Annotated in this window: 13 protein-coding genes and 2 riboswitches; of the genes, 10 read left to right on the forward strand and 3 right to left on the reverse strand. The window is 74.9% G+C overall.

All coding sequences use genetic code 11. From position 1 onward, the window contains the following. Positions 1–136: 136 nt before the first annotated feature. Positions 137–607, forward strand: coding sequence for a bifunctional nuclease family protein (locus AGRA3207_RS00510; RefSeq protein ID WP_067468341.1), 471 nt, complete (start codon positions 137–139; stop codon positions 605–607). Positions 608–957: 350 nt separating this feature from the next. Further along, entirely contained in the window at positions 958–1,563 is a 606-nt protein-coding gene (locus AGRA3207_RS00515) for a MerR family transcriptional regulator (RefSeq protein ID WP_231332560.1), read from the forward strand. A gap of 164 nt (positions 1,564–1,727) precedes the next feature. Here the strand turns inward: AGRA3207_RS00515 and AGRA3207_RS00520 are convergent, their stop codons facing one another. Further along, positions 1,728–4,217, reverse strand: a complete 2,490-nt coding sequence (locus tag AGRA3207_RS00520) for a lysylphosphatidylglycerol synthase transmembrane domain-containing protein (RefSeq protein ID WP_231332561.1) — start codon at positions 4,215–4,217, stop codon at positions 1,728–1,730. Between the two features lie 280 nt (positions 4,218–4,497). Further along, a riboswitch (glycine riboswitch) is annotated at positions 4,498–4,593 on the forward strand. Beyond that, positions 4,594–4,705, forward strand: a riboswitch (glycine riboswitch). Between the two features lie 60 nt (positions 4,706–4,765). Between AGRA3207_RS00520 and gcvP the strand changes: the two genes are divergently transcribed. The 3 genes from gcvP to AGRA3207_RS00535 all read left to right on the forward strand — a co-directional run bounded on the left by gcvP (position 4,766) and on the right by AGRA3207_RS00535 (position 9,630). Beyond that, positions 4,766–7,639 carry an aminomethyl-transferring glycine dehydrogenase gene (gcvP, locus tag AGRA3207_RS00525; RefSeq protein ID WP_231332562.1) on the forward strand — a complete coding sequence of 958 codons (2,874 nt, stop codon included), beginning with the start codon at positions 4,766–4,768 and terminating at the stop codon, positions 7,637–7,639. A 105-nt stretch (positions 7,640–7,744) separates the two neighbouring features. After that, positions 7,745–8,887 (forward strand): tetratricopeptide repeat protein, encoded by a 1,143-nt coding sequence (locus AGRA3207_RS00530; protein WP_231332563.1) that lies wholly within the window; start codon positions 7,745–7,747, stop codon positions 8,885–8,887. Positions 8,888–9,012: 125 nt separating this feature from the next. After that, positions 9,013–9,630: an alpha/beta hydrolase family protein gene (locus tag AGRA3207_RS00535; RefSeq protein WP_231332564.1), complete on the forward strand. Its 618-nt coding sequence runs from the start codon at positions 9,013–9,015 to the stop codon at positions 9,628–9,630. Positions 9,631–9,725: 95 nt separating this feature from the next. On the opposite strand, the gene AGRA3207_RS00540 is transcribed toward AGRA3207_RS00535, so the two are convergent. Beyond that, positions 9,726–9,932 (reverse strand): DUF5999 family protein, encoded by a 207-nt coding sequence (locus AGRA3207_RS00540; RefSeq protein ID WP_231332565.1) that lies wholly within the window; start codon positions 9,930–9,932, stop codon positions 9,726–9,728. Between the two features lie 395 nt (positions 9,933–10,327). On the opposite strand from AGRA3207_RS00540, the gene AGRA3207_RS00545 reads away from it, so the two are divergent. From AGRA3207_RS00545 to AGRA3207_RS00555, 3 genes are read left to right on the forward strand one after another with little or no spacing between them, the layout of a single operon-like run. Then, positions 10,328–11,056: a (Fe-S)-binding protein gene (locus AGRA3207_RS00545; protein WP_231332566.1), complete on the forward strand. Its 729-nt coding sequence runs from the start codon at positions 10,328–10,330 to the stop codon at positions 11,054–11,056. Further along, entirely contained in the window at positions 11,053–12,576 is a 1,524-nt protein-coding gene (locus AGRA3207_RS00550) for a lactate utilization protein B (RefSeq protein WP_420830848.1), read from the forward strand. Before AGRA3207_RS00545 ends, AGRA3207_RS00550 begins: the two co-directional genes overlap by 4 nt. Then, entirely contained in the window at positions 12,573–13,238 is a 666-nt protein-coding gene (locus AGRA3207_RS00555; protein ID WP_231332567.1) for a LutC/YkgG family protein, read from the forward strand. The genes AGRA3207_RS00550 and AGRA3207_RS00555 overlap by 4 nt, the downstream gene beginning before the upstream one ends. A gap of 202 nt (positions 13,239–13,440) precedes the next feature. Here the strand turns inward: AGRA3207_RS00555 and AGRA3207_RS00560 are convergent, their stop codons facing one another. Next, complete coding sequence (locus AGRA3207_RS00560) at positions 13,441–14,016, reverse strand: TetR/AcrR family transcriptional regulator C-terminal domain-containing protein (protein WP_231332568.1); 576 nt, start codon at positions 14,014–14,016, stop codon at positions 13,441–13,443. 135 nt (positions 14,017–14,151) lie between these two features. On the opposite strand from AGRA3207_RS00560, the gene AGRA3207_RS00565 reads away from it, so the two are divergent. Both AGRA3207_RS00565 and AGRA3207_RS00570 read left to right on the forward strand, forming a co-directional pair. After that, the gene (locus AGRA3207_RS00565) at positions 14,152–14,568 is read left to right on the forward strand and encodes a plectin (protein WP_231332569.1); all 417 of its coding nucleotides are present in this window, start codon (positions 14,152–14,154) and stop codon (positions 14,566–14,568) included. Between the two features lie 241 nt (positions 14,569–14,809). Further along, the gene (locus tag AGRA3207_RS00570; protein ID WP_231332570.1) at positions 14,810–15,523 is read left to right on the forward strand and encodes a maleylpyruvate isomerase N-terminal domain-containing protein; all 714 of its coding nucleotides are present in this window, start codon (positions 14,810–14,812) and stop codon (positions 15,521–15,523) included. Positions 15,524–15,599: the final 76 nt, after the last annotated feature.

The raw sequence follows: 15,599 nt of genomic DNA on the forward strand, positions 1-15,599 counted from the left end.
GGCCCGCGGAGGATTTTGCCGCCCCGGCCGTGCCGCGGGGGGTCCGACACGGGGTGTACGTTGGCTACAGGGTTCGGTCAGGATTCGGTCCGGCGCACGTGGTGACCGAGACAGCGAGAACCAGCAGGGAGCCGCAGTGAAGCAGATGGAGGTCGTCGGCGTCCGGGTCGAGATGCCCTCCAATCAGCCGATCGTCCTGTTGAAGGAGACGGAGGGCGACCGGTACCTGCCCATCTGGATCGGGGCGGTCGAGGCGACCGCGATCGCCTTCGCCCAGCAGGGCGTGCTGCCCGCCCGCCCCCTCACCCACGACCTGTTCCGCGACGTCCTGGACGCCCTCAGCGTGCAGCTGCGCACCGTGAACATCACCGCCCTGCGCGAGGGGATCTTCTTCGCCGACCTGATCTTCTCGAACGGGGTGGAGGTCAGTGCCCGGCCCTCCGATTCGATCGCGCTGGCGCTGCGCACCGGCGCCACGATCTTCGCGAGCGAGGACGTCCTGGAGGAGGCCGGCGTCGCGATCCCCGACGAGCAGGAGGACGAGGTCGAGAAGTTCCGCGAGTTCCTCGACACGATCTCCCCGGAGGACTTCGGCCGGGCGGGCTGACCCGGCGCCGTGCCACCGCCCAGTGTTGATCACTCTGGGTGATTGGGTAGTATGTTCGAGTTTAGTGGGATATGTCACTCTGGGGTGCAAGGTCATGCCCCGCCGCGATTGGTCTTGCATTGCCCTGGACCTGGCCGTTTCCGATGGGCGACGATCGGGGTAGGAGTGCGGTGACGGCGAAGGTGTGCAGTTTGCCCACGTGAAGCCGGTTCATCCGGGCATGCGACGCGCCGACGGTGAACGTTGACCACGCCCTGACCGGCACCTACCGTGCTGGTGGAACACCCGTGGTGTAATTCGTCAAACCCCCTTGACGAAGCGCCACGGGCTGATAGAAGCCGGAGGTCCGCGTGGCGGTGAGCAGCGGCGAGGGCAAGGCGACCCCCGAGAGGCAGATGGCGTCCCGGCGTGCCGGGGAGCAGGGCCTGCTCTTCGATACGCAGGTGTCGGTGCCGCCGGAGGATGTCGGCTACCGCGGCCCGACGGCGTGCGCCGCGGCGGGGATCACCTACCGGCAGCTCGACTACTGGGCGCGCACGCTGCTGGTGGAGCCCAGCGTCCGCGCCGCCCACGGATCGGGCAGCCAGCGGCTCTACAGCTTCCGCGACATCCTCGTCCTGAAGGTCGTCAAACGCCTCCTCGACACCGGCGTCTCGCTCCAGCAGATACGCACGGCGGTCACGCACCTGCGCGACCGGGGGGTCCAGGACCTGGCGCAGATCACCCTGATGAGCGACGGCGTCAGCGTCTACGAGTGCACGTCCGCCGACGAGGTCGTCGACCTCCTCCAGGGCGGGCAGGGCGTCTTCGGCATCGCGCTCGGGCGGGTGTGGCAGGAGGTCGAGGGAAGCCTCGCCGAACTGCCCGGCGAACGCGCCGCCACCGACGACGAGGACCCCTCCGGGCACCCCCACGACGAGCTCGCCAACCGCCGTCGCGCCCGCCGCACCGGCTGACATCCCCCGACCCGACACGACCCGGTACGGCCCGAGCCCGAACACCCCCGCTCGGCCCCGCCCCAGCGGCCCCGGCGACGCGTCCTCCAAGCGGCCCCGGAACCCGGGCGGAAGGCGGCGGAGCCGAGGATCGCCCCTCACCTCCGGCGGCCCCGGCGCGGCCCCTAGAGCGCCTCCTTGCGCTGCAGATAGGCGAACGCGGCCCAGCCCGGCAGCACCGGCAGCCACAACGTCAGAAGCCGGTACAGAAGCACCGCCGACGTCGCCGTCTCCGCCGTCAGCCCCGAGATCGTCAACGCCAGCGTCAGCGCGCCCTCGACCGCGCCCAGCCCGCCCGGCGTCGGCGCCGCCGACCCCAGCGCGTTCGCCGTCAGGAACACCACCACCACCGACGTCCAGTGCAGCGACCCCCCGAACGCGCGGATCGACGCGTCCAGGCACAGCACGAACGCCACGGTCAGCAGCAGCGTCCCGCCCATCCCCGTGGCCAGCTTCCGCGGCGACTGCAGCACGTCCACCAGACGCGGCACCACGCCGGAGAACATGCTCCGCATCCGCGAGGCGGCCACGCGGCGCACCTTCGGGACGGTCACGGCCAGCCCCGCCACCAGCCCCAGCGCGAGCACCGCGATGACGACCGTGCGGGACGGCGCCAGGTCCTGGGTGGCCTTGTTCGCGGACCCGGTGAGGAACCCGAACAGGACCAGCAGCAGGATGTGCGTGACCATGCCGACCAGCTGCGACGCGCCGACGCTCGCCACAGCCGGGCCCGGGCGGACGCCGGAGCGCTGCAGGTACCGGGTGTTGACCGCCACCCCGCCGACCGCGGCCGGCGCCACCAGCTTGACGAACGACGCCGCGACCTGGGCCAGCACCGTCCGCCACAGCGGCAGGCGCTCGGGCACGAAGCCCATCAGCATCAACGCCGCCGCCAGGTAGGTGAGCATCGCCGCGCCCAGCGCCACCGCGACCCACCACCAGGTCGCCGTCGACACCAGCAGCCCGATGTCCAGGCTCCCGACCTGCGGGATCACGATGTAGGCGGCGATCGACAGCGCCACGATGCTGAAGATCGTCCGGGGCCGGAAGCGCTCCAGCCGGACGGGCGCGGCCTCCGTCTCCGGCTCCAGCCGGACGATCTGCTCCCGGATCCGCGTCAACAGGTCCTTGTGCTGCCGCAGCGTCGTCCGCGTCGCCCTCGACAGCGCCACCCGCTGCAGCAGCGGGACGGTCGCCGCGAGGGCCTCCTCGCCCAGCACGTCCGCCGCCGTCCGCACCGCGCGCTCGGGCCCGGCCCGGAGCGCCAGCGTGGTGAGCAGCTGCGCCAGGTCCAGCCGCAGCGCCAGATCGCCGGCGGCGGTCTCGCCGGAGCGCAGGTCGGTGACGTAGGCGCGGCCGTCGTCGCCGACCAGGACGGCGCCGTCCTCCAGCCGGCGGTGCGCGAGCCTCCCCGCCTGCAGGCGCCGGAACTGCCGCCACACGTCCGTCAGCAGCCCGTCGGTGACCTCCTCGCGGGGGACGTCCCCGAGCCGCCGCCCCGGCACGAACTCGTAGGCGAGCAGCGCCGCCTCGGTGCCGACCTCCGACGTGCCGGCCAGCCGCGGCGTCCGAACGCCCGCCGCGTCCACGGCGTAGGCCATGAGCGACTCCTGCTCCAGCGAGCGGCGCAGCGACCGCAGCGCCCGGCCGGTCATCGTGCCGCGCAGCCGCAGCAGCCGCCACACCCGGTACAGGACCCCGGCGGTCTGCTGGTCGCGGTCCAGCACCCGCACGTCGAGATGCCACTCGCCGCGCCGCGGCGGGACGCGGGCCGGGCCGTCGCCGGCCGGGCGGTCCGCCAGGACCACCCCGTACCGGCGGGCCTCCTCGGTGCCGCCGCCCTCCTCGGCGTCCAGGCGCGCGGCGCGCTCCGGCCGCAGCCCGAGCCGCTCCAGCGCCCCCATCACCGCCGTGCCGGGAGGGCGGGGGTTCGGCGTCCCGACCGCGTACAGGGTGCCGTGCCCGATCGCCCGGCCGAGCAGGTACGTCGCCGCGAGCGCGGCGACCGAGGCGTAGGACGCGGTGAGCCCGGTCAGCGCCGCCAGCCCGATCATCGTCCACGTCGCGGCCTGCCAGCGGAACCGCCCCGCCATCCCGACCGCGGTGACGAACGCGATCACCGGCGCGATGTCGGTGTGCACGGGCGCGGTCGCCGTGCCGCCCCAGATCAGCGAGTCCAGCACGCCGCCGGGCGCCGACGGCACCACCAGGTCGTCCAGCCCGATCGTGATCAGGAACGCGATCGCGGCGGCCAGCAGCGCGATGGCGACGCGCGTCCCGTCCTTGTGGAACAGCCGCTCGAAGGCGAAGGCCACCGGGACGGCCAGGACCCCGAAGCTGGACGCCAGCGTCGCCAGCGACAGCAGCAGCCTCGGCGCGTGCGCGGTGCCCTCGGCGATGTCGGTCTGGAGGCCGTGCGTCGTCTGCTGCGCGATCGACACCAGCAGCATCACCGCCACCAGCAGGGCGCAGGACGCCGCGAACCGGATCGCGTCCACGGGACGCCGGATCCGGTCCGGCCGGGCGGGCTCGTCGACGGGTACGCCCGTGGCGGTGCCCCGCCCGGGGCGCCGCGTCCCGCCGCGGGCCGGTGTCACTCCGGTCGGCCGCGTCACGCCGGGCCGCCGCACTGGCCATCGGTCATCGTGATCAGCGTCCCAGACCCGGAGCCGCGCCGTCGAGCGGGAGCCCGTCACCGGCAGCGCGCGCCTCCACCCGTGTCCGCCGCCCTTCTCCGCCCCGGCCCCGCGGCCCGTCCCGTCGCCGGGCCGTGCTCATCGTACTGGTCGGTACACGCGCGGCGCCCCAGGTCACCGGGGCACCGTCCCGATCTTCGCGGGCCCGGGACGATCGGAGTGGGCGATCGTTGGGTAGGGTTTGCCCCAGACACGCCGTCGACCCTGAACGGGAGAGACCTCGCGCAAGCCGGCGTGAGGCGCCGAAGGGGCAACCTCCCCGGAACCTCTCAGGCAAAAGGACCGTTCGGGCGAGGCACCTCTGGAAAGCAGGCGTCGATCTCCCCCGACGGGGAAGGACGGCTCACCGAAGGGGAAACCCCGCCGCGCGGGTGAAGCTCTCAGGTGCCGATGACAGAGGGGGAGACAGGCCGCCGGTCCGCGCCGGCGGTGGCCTGAGCGACCGCAGCAGCCAGGAGGCTCTCCCCATGACCGCCCAGTACTTCGCACCGGTGGCCTCGCCGCAGCATCCCCGCGCCGTGTTCGCCGACCGTCACATCGGCCCCTCGCCGGACGACCAGGCGAGGATGCTGGCGGCGATCGGCTACTCCGGCGCCGAGGCGCTCATCGACGACGCGGTGCCCGCCGCGATCCGCACCGGCCGCCCCCTGGACCTGCCGCCCGCGCTCAGCGAGACCGCCGCGCTGGACCGCCTGCGCGAGCTCGCCGCCCGCAACACCGTCCTCACGTCCATGATCGGGCTGGGCTACCACGGGACGATCACCCCGGGCGTGATCCTCCGCAACGTCATGGAGAACCCGGGCTGGTACACCGCCTACACGCCGTACCAGCCGGAGATCTCCCAGGGCCGCCTGGAGGCCCTGCTGAACTTCCAGACCGCCGTCGGCGACCTCACGGGGCTGCCGGTCGCCAACGCGTCCATGCTGGACGAGGCGACCGCCGCCGCCGAGGCCATGGCGCTCGCGCACCGGGCCTCCCGGCGCCGTGAGCCCGGAACGTTCCTGGTCGACGCCGACGCGCTCCCGCAGACGATCGAGGTCGTCCGGACCCGCGCGGTCCCCCTCGGCATCGACGTCGTCACCGCGGACGTGTCGGACGGGCTGCCCCAGGGCGACTTCTTCGGCGTCCTGCTGCAGTACCCGGGCGCGTCCGGCGCCGTCCGCGACCTGGAGCCCGTCTGCGCGCAGGCCCGCGAGCGGGGCGCGAAGGTCGTCGTCGCCGCCGACCTGCTCGCGCTGACGCTGCTGCGCCCGCCGGGCGAGTTCGGCGCCGACATCGCGGTGGGCTCCGCGCAGCGGTTCGGCGTCCCCTACGGGTTCGGCGGCCCCCACGCGGGCTACATGGCCGTCGCCGAGGGCATCCAGCGGCAGCTCCCCGGACGCCTCGTCGGCGTGTCCGTCGACGCCGACGGCGCCACCGCCTACCGCCTGGCGCTGCAGACCCGCGAGCAGCACATCCGCCGCGAGAAGGCCACCAGCAACATCTGCACCGCCCAGGTGCTCCTCGCTGTGATGGCCAGCATGTACGCCGTGTACCACGGCCCCGAGGGCCTGGCCGCCATCGCCCAGCGCACGCACCGCCGCGCCGCCGAGATCGCCGCGGGGCTGCGCCGCGGCGGCGTCGAGGTCGTGCACGGCTCCTTCTTCGACACGGTCCTCGCCCGCGTCCCCGGACGGGCCGCCGCCGTCGTGGCCGCCGCACGCGAGCGCGGGATCAACCTGCGCCCGTCCGGCGCCGACCACGTCGCGGTCGCCTGCGACGAGACGACGCTGCCCGGGCACGTCGCCGCCGTCCTGGAGGCGTTCGGCGTCCCCGCGGACGTCTCCGGCGCGGACGAGGCGCTTCCCGGCGGGCTGCGCCGCGAGAGCCCGTACCTGACCCACCCCGTCTTCCACGCGCACCGCTCCGAGACCGCGATGCTGCGCTACCTGCGCCGGCTCCAGGACAAGGACATCGCGCTCGACCGCTCCATGATCCCGCTCGGCTCCTGCACGATGAAGCTGAACGCCACCACCGAGATGGAGCCGGTCACCTGGCCGGAGTTCGCCGGCATCCACCCGTTCGCGCCCGTCGAGCAGGCCCAGGGCTACCTGGAGCTGATCGGCGAGCTGGAGGACGCGCTGGCCGAGATGACCGGCTACGCCAAGGTGTCCGTCCAGCCCAACGCCGGCTCCCAGGGCGAGCTGGCGGGCCTGCTCGCCATCCGCGCCTACCACGCCTCCCGCGGCGAGGGGCACCGTGACGTGTGCCTCATCCCGTCCTCCGCGCACGGCACCAACGCCGCCAGCGCCGTCATGGCCGGGATGCGCGTCGCCGTCGTCGCCTGCGACGAGGGCGGCAACATCGACCTGGACGACCTGCACTCCAAGATCGGCACGCACGGTGACCGGCTGTCGGCGATCATGGTGACCTACCCGTCCACCCATGGCGTCTTCGAGGAGACGATCACCGACGTGTGCGCCGCCGTGCACGAGGCGGGCGGCCAGGTGTACGTGGACGGCGCCAACCTCAACGCCCTGGTCGGCCTCGCCCGCCCCGGCGAGTTCGGCTCGGACGTCTCGCACCTGAACCTGCACAAGACCTTCTGCATCCCGCACGGCGGCGGCGGTCCCGGCGTGGGCCCGATCGGCGTCCGCGAGCACCTGGCGCCGTTCCTGCCGAGCCACCCGCTGCGCGAGGAGGCCGGTCCCGCCACCGGCGTCGGACCGATCTCCGCCGCCCCCTGGGGCTCGGCGGGCATCCTCCCGATCTCCTGGGCCTACATCGCGATGATGGGCCCGGACGGGCTCCAGGCCGCCACCGAGGGCGCGATCATCGCCGCGAACTACCTGGCCGCCCGCCTCGCCCCGCACTACCCGATCCTCTACACCGGACGCAACGGCCTCGTCGCCCACGAGTGCATCGCCGACCTCCGCAAGATCACCAAGGAGACCGGCGTCACCGCCGAGGACGTCGCCAAGCGCCTGATCGACTACGGCCTGCACGCCCCGACCCTGTCCTTCCCGGTCGCCGGCACCCTGATGATCGAGCCCACCGAGAGCGAGGACCTGGCCGAGCTCGACCGCTTCTGCGACGCCATGATCGAGATCCGCCGCGAGATCCAGCGTGTCGCCGACGGCGCCTACGACGCCGAGGACAACCCGCTCAAGAACGCCCCGCACACCGCGAACTGCCTGATCTCCGACGATTGGAAGCACCCCTACTCGCGCGAGGAGGCCGCCTACCCCCTCCCCGCCCTCCGCGACGCCAAGTACTGGCCTCCCGTCCGCCGCATCGACCAGGCCTACGGCGACCGCAACCTGGTCTGCTCCTGCCCGCCCCCCGAAGCCTTCGAGGACTGATCCTCAGGGGGCCGCCCCCATAAACGATCGTGTCGCCACGAGACGCCGGGGGGACGGGTCGCTAGGCTCTGTGCGGACCCCGAACCCCCAGAGGGCGGAAGATCGATGAGCGAGCCCGCGGATACCGCGTCCGCATCCGATGACCCGGCCCGGCTGTGCGAGGAGGCGCGGGCGCTCGCCGAGAACGGCGAGGCCGACCGGGCCGCGCTCCTCTTCGAGGAGGTGCTGGCCCGGGGCGACACGCCGCACCGGGCGCGGGCCGCGCTCGGGCTCGCGGTCGTCCTGGACGACGCGGGGGACGTGGCGCGGGCGCGGGAGGCCGACCGGGCCGCCATCGCCACCGGCGATCCCGAGTACGGCCCGCGCGCCGCGTACCACCTGGCGCTGACCCATGAGCGCGCCGGTGAACACGAGCTGGCGGCGCCCGCCTGGCGGGCCGTGGTGGAGTTCGGGAATCCCGCGTACCTGCCTCCGGCACATCTGGCGCTCGCCAGGTCCGCCGACGACGCGGGCGACTTCGACGCCGCCCGGGAGCACTGGGAGGCGGTGGTCGCGACCGGTGACGCCGGATACGGGCCCCTCGCCGCGCACGATCTCGCGCAGCGGCTGCTGGAACGCGGCGAGCCGGCGCGGGCCCAGCGGATGCTGGCCGCCGGGCTCAGGCTGATCGACCGGGACGGCGCGCCGTACGCGTACGCGCGGCTGGCCGTCGCGCTGGGCATCTCCTACCTCGACCAGGCGATCGGGGCGTTCGCCGCGTCCCTCGGCGATCCGGCCGACCCCGCCGACCCCGAGGTCGGGCCGCTGGCGACGGAGCTGCTGGCGCGGACGCTGCCGCTGCGCGGACGTGGCGGCGAGGCGGGGGAGGTGTGGCGGCGCGGGCTGTCCGACCCCGGGATCGCAGGGCAGGTGCGCGCCCGGCTCCGCCGCGACTTCGGCGGCGAGGACGAGGACGCCGACCCGGCGGACCTGTGGTGGGAACCGGTCGTCGAGCAGTCCGTCACCGACGGGACGCTCCCGGCGCTGGCGGGCGAGGCGTTCGGCGCGCTCGACCACATGTACGCGCTGCTGGCGGTGCGGTACGCCGACGGGCCGGGGGAGCGGCGGCCCGGCGAGACGCGCGAGGTCCTGGGGAAGGCCGTGCGGGTCCCGAGCGACTACCCCTGGGGTCCGCTGCTGCACGAGAGCTTCGCCGAGCGGCTGCGGCTCGCCATGGGCACCGCGGCGCCGAACTGGCCGGAGACCTGACCCGGCAGGCCACCCGGCCACCGGCCACCCGGCCCCTCGGAGGCGAGGGGACCCCGATCACCACCGGTCGTCTCCGTCGCGCGGGTCCGCCCCGGACGATCACCGGGAGGACTACGGTGACCTGCATGGACATCGTCACGGCGCACGGGCCGGCCGAGGTGAGGGTGGACGCGGCGGACAACCCCGCGTTCCTGCTCGTGCTGACCCACGGCTCGAACGGGGGGGTGGAGGCCGCGGACCTGCTGGCCGTCCGGGAGGTGGCGCTCGGCCTCGGCGGCGCCGTCGCGCGGGTGACACAGCCGTTCCGGCTGGCGGGCCGCCGGGCACCGGGCCCCGCCGCCAAGCAGGACGAGGCGTGGCTGGAGGCCGTCGGGACGGTCCGGGAGCGGTTCGGCGGCGTCCCGCTGATCCAGGGCGGGCGGAGCAACGGGGCCAGGGTCGCCTGCCGCACCGCGCGGGCGGCGGGGGCGGCGGGCGTGGTCGCGCTGGCGTTCCCGCTGCATCCGCCGGGCCGCCCGGAGAAGACGCGCGTGGACGAGCTGCGCGGCGCGGGCGTGGAGGTGCTGGTCGTCAACGGCGACCGTGACCCGTTCGGCGTCCCCGGCGCGGCGGACGCCGCCCGGGTCACGGTCCTCGCCGGAGAGCGGCATGATCTGAACCGGGACCCGGCGGCGGTGGGACGGGCGGTGGAGCCATGGCTCCGCCGCTGGGCGGGCCGTCCTGCGCGGACGGCCCGGGAGTGACACCTCTGGGCCCGGGGCGGGCCCAGAGGTCATGGGCATGAGTGCGTGCCCCCGAGGATGATCACCCGTTCGAACTAGTCCCCCGTGGAGACTGTCTAGGCGGCGGCTGACGGAGCCTGGAGGTCCGTCGGCCGGTGCGGTGCGATGATTCCCCCGTCGGGCAGCAGCTCACCGGTGTCCTCGAAGAGCACGACGCCGTTGCACAGCAGGCTCCACCCCTGCTCGGGGTGGGCGGCCAGGGTGCGCGCGGCGTCGCGGTCAGGCGCTTCGTGGGAGGGACAAGGCGGCTGGTGCGGGCACATCGGCGTGCCTCCGGTCTCAACTACTCGTTGGTGGCGGTGCTTTTCCTAATTGACGCACCCCAGTGTGATTCGGTTCGTCCCCATCGGGCCATAGCCCGTTGGGACGGTTGTCCTTTGGTACCGGAGTACCGCAGGCGTGTGACCCGTCTCACCCCGAAGTGCCAGGCATAGCGTGCCTGGCCGTCGATAACGGACGGAGAACGACACGCCGTCCGGTCGGCAAACGTTCCATCCGGTGCGATCACCATGACCGGGGCGGCCCGGTTCCGGCCAGCCGGGTGCGATCGTTTCACCCGGACGTCCCGGCCCCGGCCCCTACGATGTCCCACGGGATCGGGGGCCGGTGTCCCAAGGGGCATGGGCACCCGCAAGGGCGTCTTGGGGGTGGGGCCTTTATGCGCGTGGCGCTGTTCGTCGCGTGCTTCGACGACGCGATGTTCCCCGCGACCGGCAAGGCCGTCACGGTCCTGCTGGAACGGCTCGGCCACGAGGTCGCCTACCCGCCCGGGCAGACGTGCTGCGGGCAGGTCCACTGGACGACCGGCTACCACCGTGAGGCCGCCGCGCTCGCCCGCGCGTTCACGGGCGCGTTCGAGGGCTGCGAGGTCGTGGTGACCCCGTCCGCCTCGTGCGCCGCCACCGTCCGCGGCGCCTACCCGCGGATCGCGCGGACCGCCCGGGACCCGGCGCTCGCCCGCGCCGCGGAGGGGCTCGCCGTCTACGAGCTGACGGAGTTCCTGGTGGACGTCCTCGGCGCCGCCGACGTCGGCGCCTACTTCCCGCACCGCGTCACCTACCACCCCACCTGCCAGTCCGCGCGGACGCTCGGCGTCGCCGACCGCCCGCTGCGGCTGCTGCGCGCGGTGAGGGGCCTCGACCTGGTGGAACTCCCGGCGGCGGAGGAGTGCTGCGGTTTCGGCGGCGCGTTCGCCATGAAGAACGCCGACGTGTCGGTCGCGATGGTGGCCGACAAGGTCCGGCACATCCGCGACACCGGCGCCGACGTGGTGTGCGCGGCCGACAACTCGTGCCTGGCCCACATCGGCGGCGCGCTGTCCCGGCTGCGCGGCGGCGTCCGGGCCGTGCACCTGGCCGAGATCCTCGCCGAGACGGGGCCGTCGTGACGCCCTCGTCCCCGGGGAGGACGCCCTCCTCCGCCGGGACGGGCGGCGATGGCACCGCCGGGACGGACGGGCGCGGCACCGCCGGGGCGCGCGGGCCCGGCCCGCCGCCCCGTCCGAAGTTCGCCGCCGCGGCACGCGCCGCGCTCACCGACACCCGGCAGCGCCGCAACCTGCGCGGCGCGACCGCCGTCGCCCGGGGCCGCGCCGCCGCGGCCACCGCCGAGCCCGCCGACTGGGAGGCGCTGCGCGAGGCCGGCCGGGCGATCAGGGACGAGACGCTGCTCGGCCTCGACACCCACCTGGAAGGGCTGGAGCGCGCGGTCACCGCCGCGGGCGGCACCGTCCACTGGGCGCCGGACGCCGCCGAGGCCCGCCGGATCGTCACCGCGCTGGTGCGGGCCACCGGCGCGGCGGAGGTGCTGAAGGCCGGGTCGCTGGCCGTCCGCGAGATCGGCGCGGGCGACGCGCTCGCGCGGGCGGGCATCACCCTCCGCGAGACCGCGCTCGCCGACCTCGTCGTCCAGCTCGGCGAGGACGAGCCGTCCCACCTGCTGTCCCCGGCCGCGCACCGCGACCGGGCGGAGATCCGCGAGCTGTTCCTGCGGAAGATGCCGGGCGCGCCGCCCGACCTGCCCGACGACCCGGAGGCGCTCGCCGCCGCGGCCCGCGCGCACCTGCGCGGCCGGTTCCTCAGCGCCCGCGTCGCGATCACCGGCGCGAACTTCCTGGTCGCCGAGACGGGCACGGTGGTGGTGCTGGAGTCCGAGGGCAACGGCCGGATGTGCCTCACCCTCCCCGACACGCTGATCACCGTCGCCGGGATCGAGAAGGTCGTCCCCACCTGGGCGGACCTGGAGGTGTTCCTCCAGCTCCTTCCGCGTTCCTCCTCCGGCGACCGGATGACCCCGTACGTCTCGTCCTGGACGGGCGTGACCCCGGGCGACGGGCCCGCGGAGTTCCACCTCGTCCTGCTCGACAACGGGCGCACCCAGGCCCTCGCCGACGAGATCGGCCGGGCGGCGCTGCGCTGCGTCCGCTGCTCGGCCTGCCTGAACGTCTGCCCCGTCTACGAGCGGACGGGCGGCCGCGCGTACGGCCCGGTCTACCCGGGCCCGATCGGCGCGATCCTCACCCCGCAGATGCGCGGCGTGGAGAGCGCCGCCGACGCGTCCCTGCCGTACGCCTCCACCCTCTGCGGCGCCTGCGCGGACGTCTGCCCCGTGAAGATCGACATCCCGGGCGTCCTGGTGCACCTGCGCGGGAAGGTCGTCGAGTCCCGCCGCCGCCGTCCCGTCCCCACGCCGGAGCTGCTCATGATGCGCGGGCTCGCCTGGACGATGGGCGACCCCCGCCGCTACGAGACGGCCCTGCGGCGCGGCACCCGCTGGGTCCGGCTGATGTCGCGCGGCGGGCGGATCCGGCGGCTGCCGGGCCTGCTCGGCACGTGGACCGAGGCGCGCGACCTGCCCCTCCCGCCGTCGGAGAGCTTCCGCGGCTGGTGGCGGCGGAGGAACGCGTGAGCGCCCCGGGGGAGGCGGCCGCGGGCCCGCGGGAGGAGATCCTGCGGCGCGTCCGCGAGGCCGTCGGCGGCCCGCGCGCCGCCCGCCCGCCGGTGCCGCGCGACTACGCCCGGCGGCTGACCGGCTCCGAGGCCGAGACCCGCGCGGACGTCCTCGCCCTGTTCACCGAGCGGGTCGCCGACCAGCGCGCCGCGGTCCGGCACGTCAGCGCCGACGAGCTGGCCACCGCCGTCGCGGCGGCGCTGTGGGGCCGCGAGGCCAAGCAGATCGTCGTCCCGGCGGACCTGCCGTTCGGCTGGCTCGCCGAACTGGACGGCGTGCGCGCCCTCGCCGACACCCCCGCCGTCGACATGGGGACCCTGGCGGCCGTGGACGGCGCCGTCACCGGCTGCGCGGTCGCCGTCGCGCAGACCGGGACCGTCGTCCTCGACGGCGGCCGCGCCCAGGGACGGCGCGCCCTGACCCTCGTCCCGGGCTACCACCTGTGCGTCGTGCAGGCCGACCAGATCGTCGGAACGGTCCCGGAGGCCGTCGGCCGGCTCGACCCGTCCCGCCCGCTCACCTGGATCAGCGGACCCTCGGCCACCCACGACATCGAGATGACCCGGGTCGAAGGCGTCCACGGCCCATGCCACCTCGAAGTCCTGGTCGTGGAGGACTGAACTCATGCAATCCCGGCCCAAGGGGGCTCGCCTGGCGGCTCACCCCCTTGACCGCGCTTGGGCGGGCGCGACATCGCTTCGCGATCAGCCCGTCGCGACTCGCCTCCGGCGTCATCCCGACGGGCTGGTAGCGCGCCCGCGTGACGGTTCCGGCCCGCCCGCGTGAGGTCACCTGCTCCGGCCGAGCGGGTGTCGTCGATGCTCAGCCCGCGGCGGTGAGGACGAGGTCGAGGCCGGCGTCGAAGCGGGCGTCCCAGTCGACCACGCGGTCGGCGCCGTCCTCGCCGGTGCCGCGGACCTCCAGCGCGCAGTGGCCGATGACGTAGCCGACGAGGGTGTGCGCGGCGGTGGCCGCGGCGTCCTCGGTGACGGCGCCGCGCCGCATGATCTCGCGCAGGGACACCACGGTCTCCGTCAGCGCGGTGGGGTTGCGGCGGGTGACGACGAGGGGGAGGACGCCGGCGTGGGCGAGCAGGCGGGCACGGTAGTCGCGCGCCCACGAGCGCAGGGCCCCGCGCCAGCCGCCGTCCGCGGCTCCGGCGGGCACGGCCGCGGGCGCGGCGGCGACGTGCGCGACGAGGCCATCGAGGAGCTGCTCCTTGCCGCGGGGGAGATGGTGGTAGATCGCCATCGCCTCGACCTCCAGCGCGTCGCCGAGGCGGCGCATGGTGAGGCGGGACAGGCCCTGGCCGTCGACGATCTGCAGCGCGGTCTCGATGATCCGCTCGGTCGACAGCGGGGCGCGGTTCTGGGCGTTGATGGCTGGTTGCCTGACCATGGGTCTGAACCTTACTACGTAAAGGGCCGGGGCCGGGTGTGCCCCGTCACGACACACCGGACGGCCCGCGTACGCTTGCCTGGATCGGACACGACGATCGCAGCCTGACGATCGTGAGCTAGAGGAGAGACCACCATGCCGCTGGGCCGCCGGGTGAGCAAGGACGTCGCGGAGTCGTACGAGGCCGACCGGCGGCTGGCCGACGACTATCCCCGGCTGCTGGCGGCGGCCACCGAGGCGGAGCGGGCGCTGCGGGACGCGCAGGGCGCGGACACGCCGGAGGCCGCGCTGCGGGCGCTGACGGTCGCGTTCGACGAGGCGCTGACCGGCGCGCTCACGGCGGCGGAGGCGGCCGAGCGCGCCGCGATGGGCCCCAAGGCGTACTCGACCGACACGCAGGACGCCAAGACGCGCCGGGCGGCGGAGATCGCCTACCGCAAGGCCAAGGCGCGTCCGTCCGTCCACCCGTGGACCGAGGAGGTCGACCGGCTGCGCACCGCCCGCGAGGCGCACCGGCTGGCCTTCCGGACGCGGCCGGCCACCGTGCTCTGAGCGGGCCGGGCCGCCGCGCGCGGCCGGGTCGTCCCGTCCGCCTGGGGAGGCGGGCGGGAAGTCCCCGACGTGGGACGACACAGGTTCACCGAGTGGCACCGGCCACCGAACTCTGAGAGTCTGCCCTCTCGGGGAACGCCGGGGGCTCCTCGCATCGCAACGCCGCGGGGGACCGCGGCGGCGGGGGAGTCCCGGCGGGGAGGGCACGCGCAGGGGTGCTCTGGACGCGGGGGGAAGACACGTGGAGCGCACGCCGCCGGACCGGCATCGCGTCCTCGAGTCCTATCAGGACGGGGTGCAGGCGATCCGCGCGCTTTCGGACGGGATCGGCGACTGGGACGTGCCGACGCCGTGCGCCGACTGGCAGCTGCTCGACCTGGCCGGACACCTGCGGTGCGTCGCGGAGAACTTCCTGGAGTACCTGCAGGACGCGCCCGACAGCCGGCTCGCGAAGCTGTTCGCGCAGGACGCGGCGTCCGCGGTGCTGATCAGGCAGCAGGCCAGGCAGAACGCGGCGGAGCTGGCGGTGCTGCCGGCCGAGCCCGGGCCTGAGCGGATCATGGCGTTCGGGGTGTCGGCGGGCGCGTACGCCGACCTGATGCCGGACATGTGGGACCGGACGCATCTGATCTACCGGGGGACCAAGTACACGGTCGGCGACCACGCGGGCGCGGCGTGCGTGGAGTGGCATCTGCACGCGTGGGACATGGCCCGGGCGTGCGGCGCCGACTACCGGCCGCGCGACCCCGACCTGTTGGTGTCGGCGTGGCACTGGGGCGTGCCGCACCTGCCGCTGGCGGCGGGGGACGCATGGGAGGCGGTGCTGCGCTCCTCGGGACGGTCACCGCGCTGGCCGGAGCCCGACGAGGGGGCCGGGCGGCGGCGGGGCGGGAGGCGCGGCGGCCGTCGTCCGCCGGGGTCGCCGGGCGGGGCCGGGGCCGGGCGCTGCGGGTGAGCGCCGCCGGGGCGGCGGGACGCCGGACGCCGGGATAGCGGCGGCGCGACCTGGGTAGACAGGGAGCGCGGTGCGG

Origin of the sequence: Actinomadura graeca (assembly GCF_019175365.1) — a bacterium.
Classification (GTDB): domain Bacteria; phylum Actinomycetota; class Actinomycetes; order Streptosporangiales; family Streptosporangiaceae; genus Spirillospora; species Spirillospora graeca.

Bases quoted from the DNA above. Each gene is read 5' to 3' on its own strand.
- AGRA3207_RS00540 (WP_231332565.1), bottom strand. From the start codon at position 9,932: ATGTGCCCGCACCAGCCGCCTTGTCCCTCCCACGAAGCGCCTGACCGC.
- gcvP (WP_231332562.1), top strand. From the start codon at position 4,766: ATGACCGCCCAGTACTTCGCACCGGTGGCCTCGCCGCAGCATCCCCGC.
- AGRA3207_RS00535 (WP_231332564.1), top strand. From the start codon at position 9,013: ATGGACATCGTCACGGCGCACGGGCCGGCCGAGGTGAGGGTGGACGCG.
- AGRA3207_RS00545 (WP_231332566.1), top strand. From the start codon at position 10,328: ATGCGCGTGGCGCTGTTCGTCGCGTGCTTCGACGACGCGATGTTCCCC.
- AGRA3207_RS00565 (WP_231332569.1), top strand. From the start codon at position 14,152: ATGCCGCTGGGCCGCCGGGTGAGCAAGGACGTCGCGGAGTCGTACGAG.
- AGRA3207_RS00530 (WP_231332563.1), top strand. From the start codon at position 7,745: ATGAGCGAGCCCGCGGATACCGCGTCCGCATCCGATGACCCGGCCCGG.
- AGRA3207_RS00560 (WP_231332568.1), bottom strand. From the start codon at position 14,016: ATGGTCAGGCAACCAGCCATCAACGCCCAGAACCGCGCCCCGCTGTCG.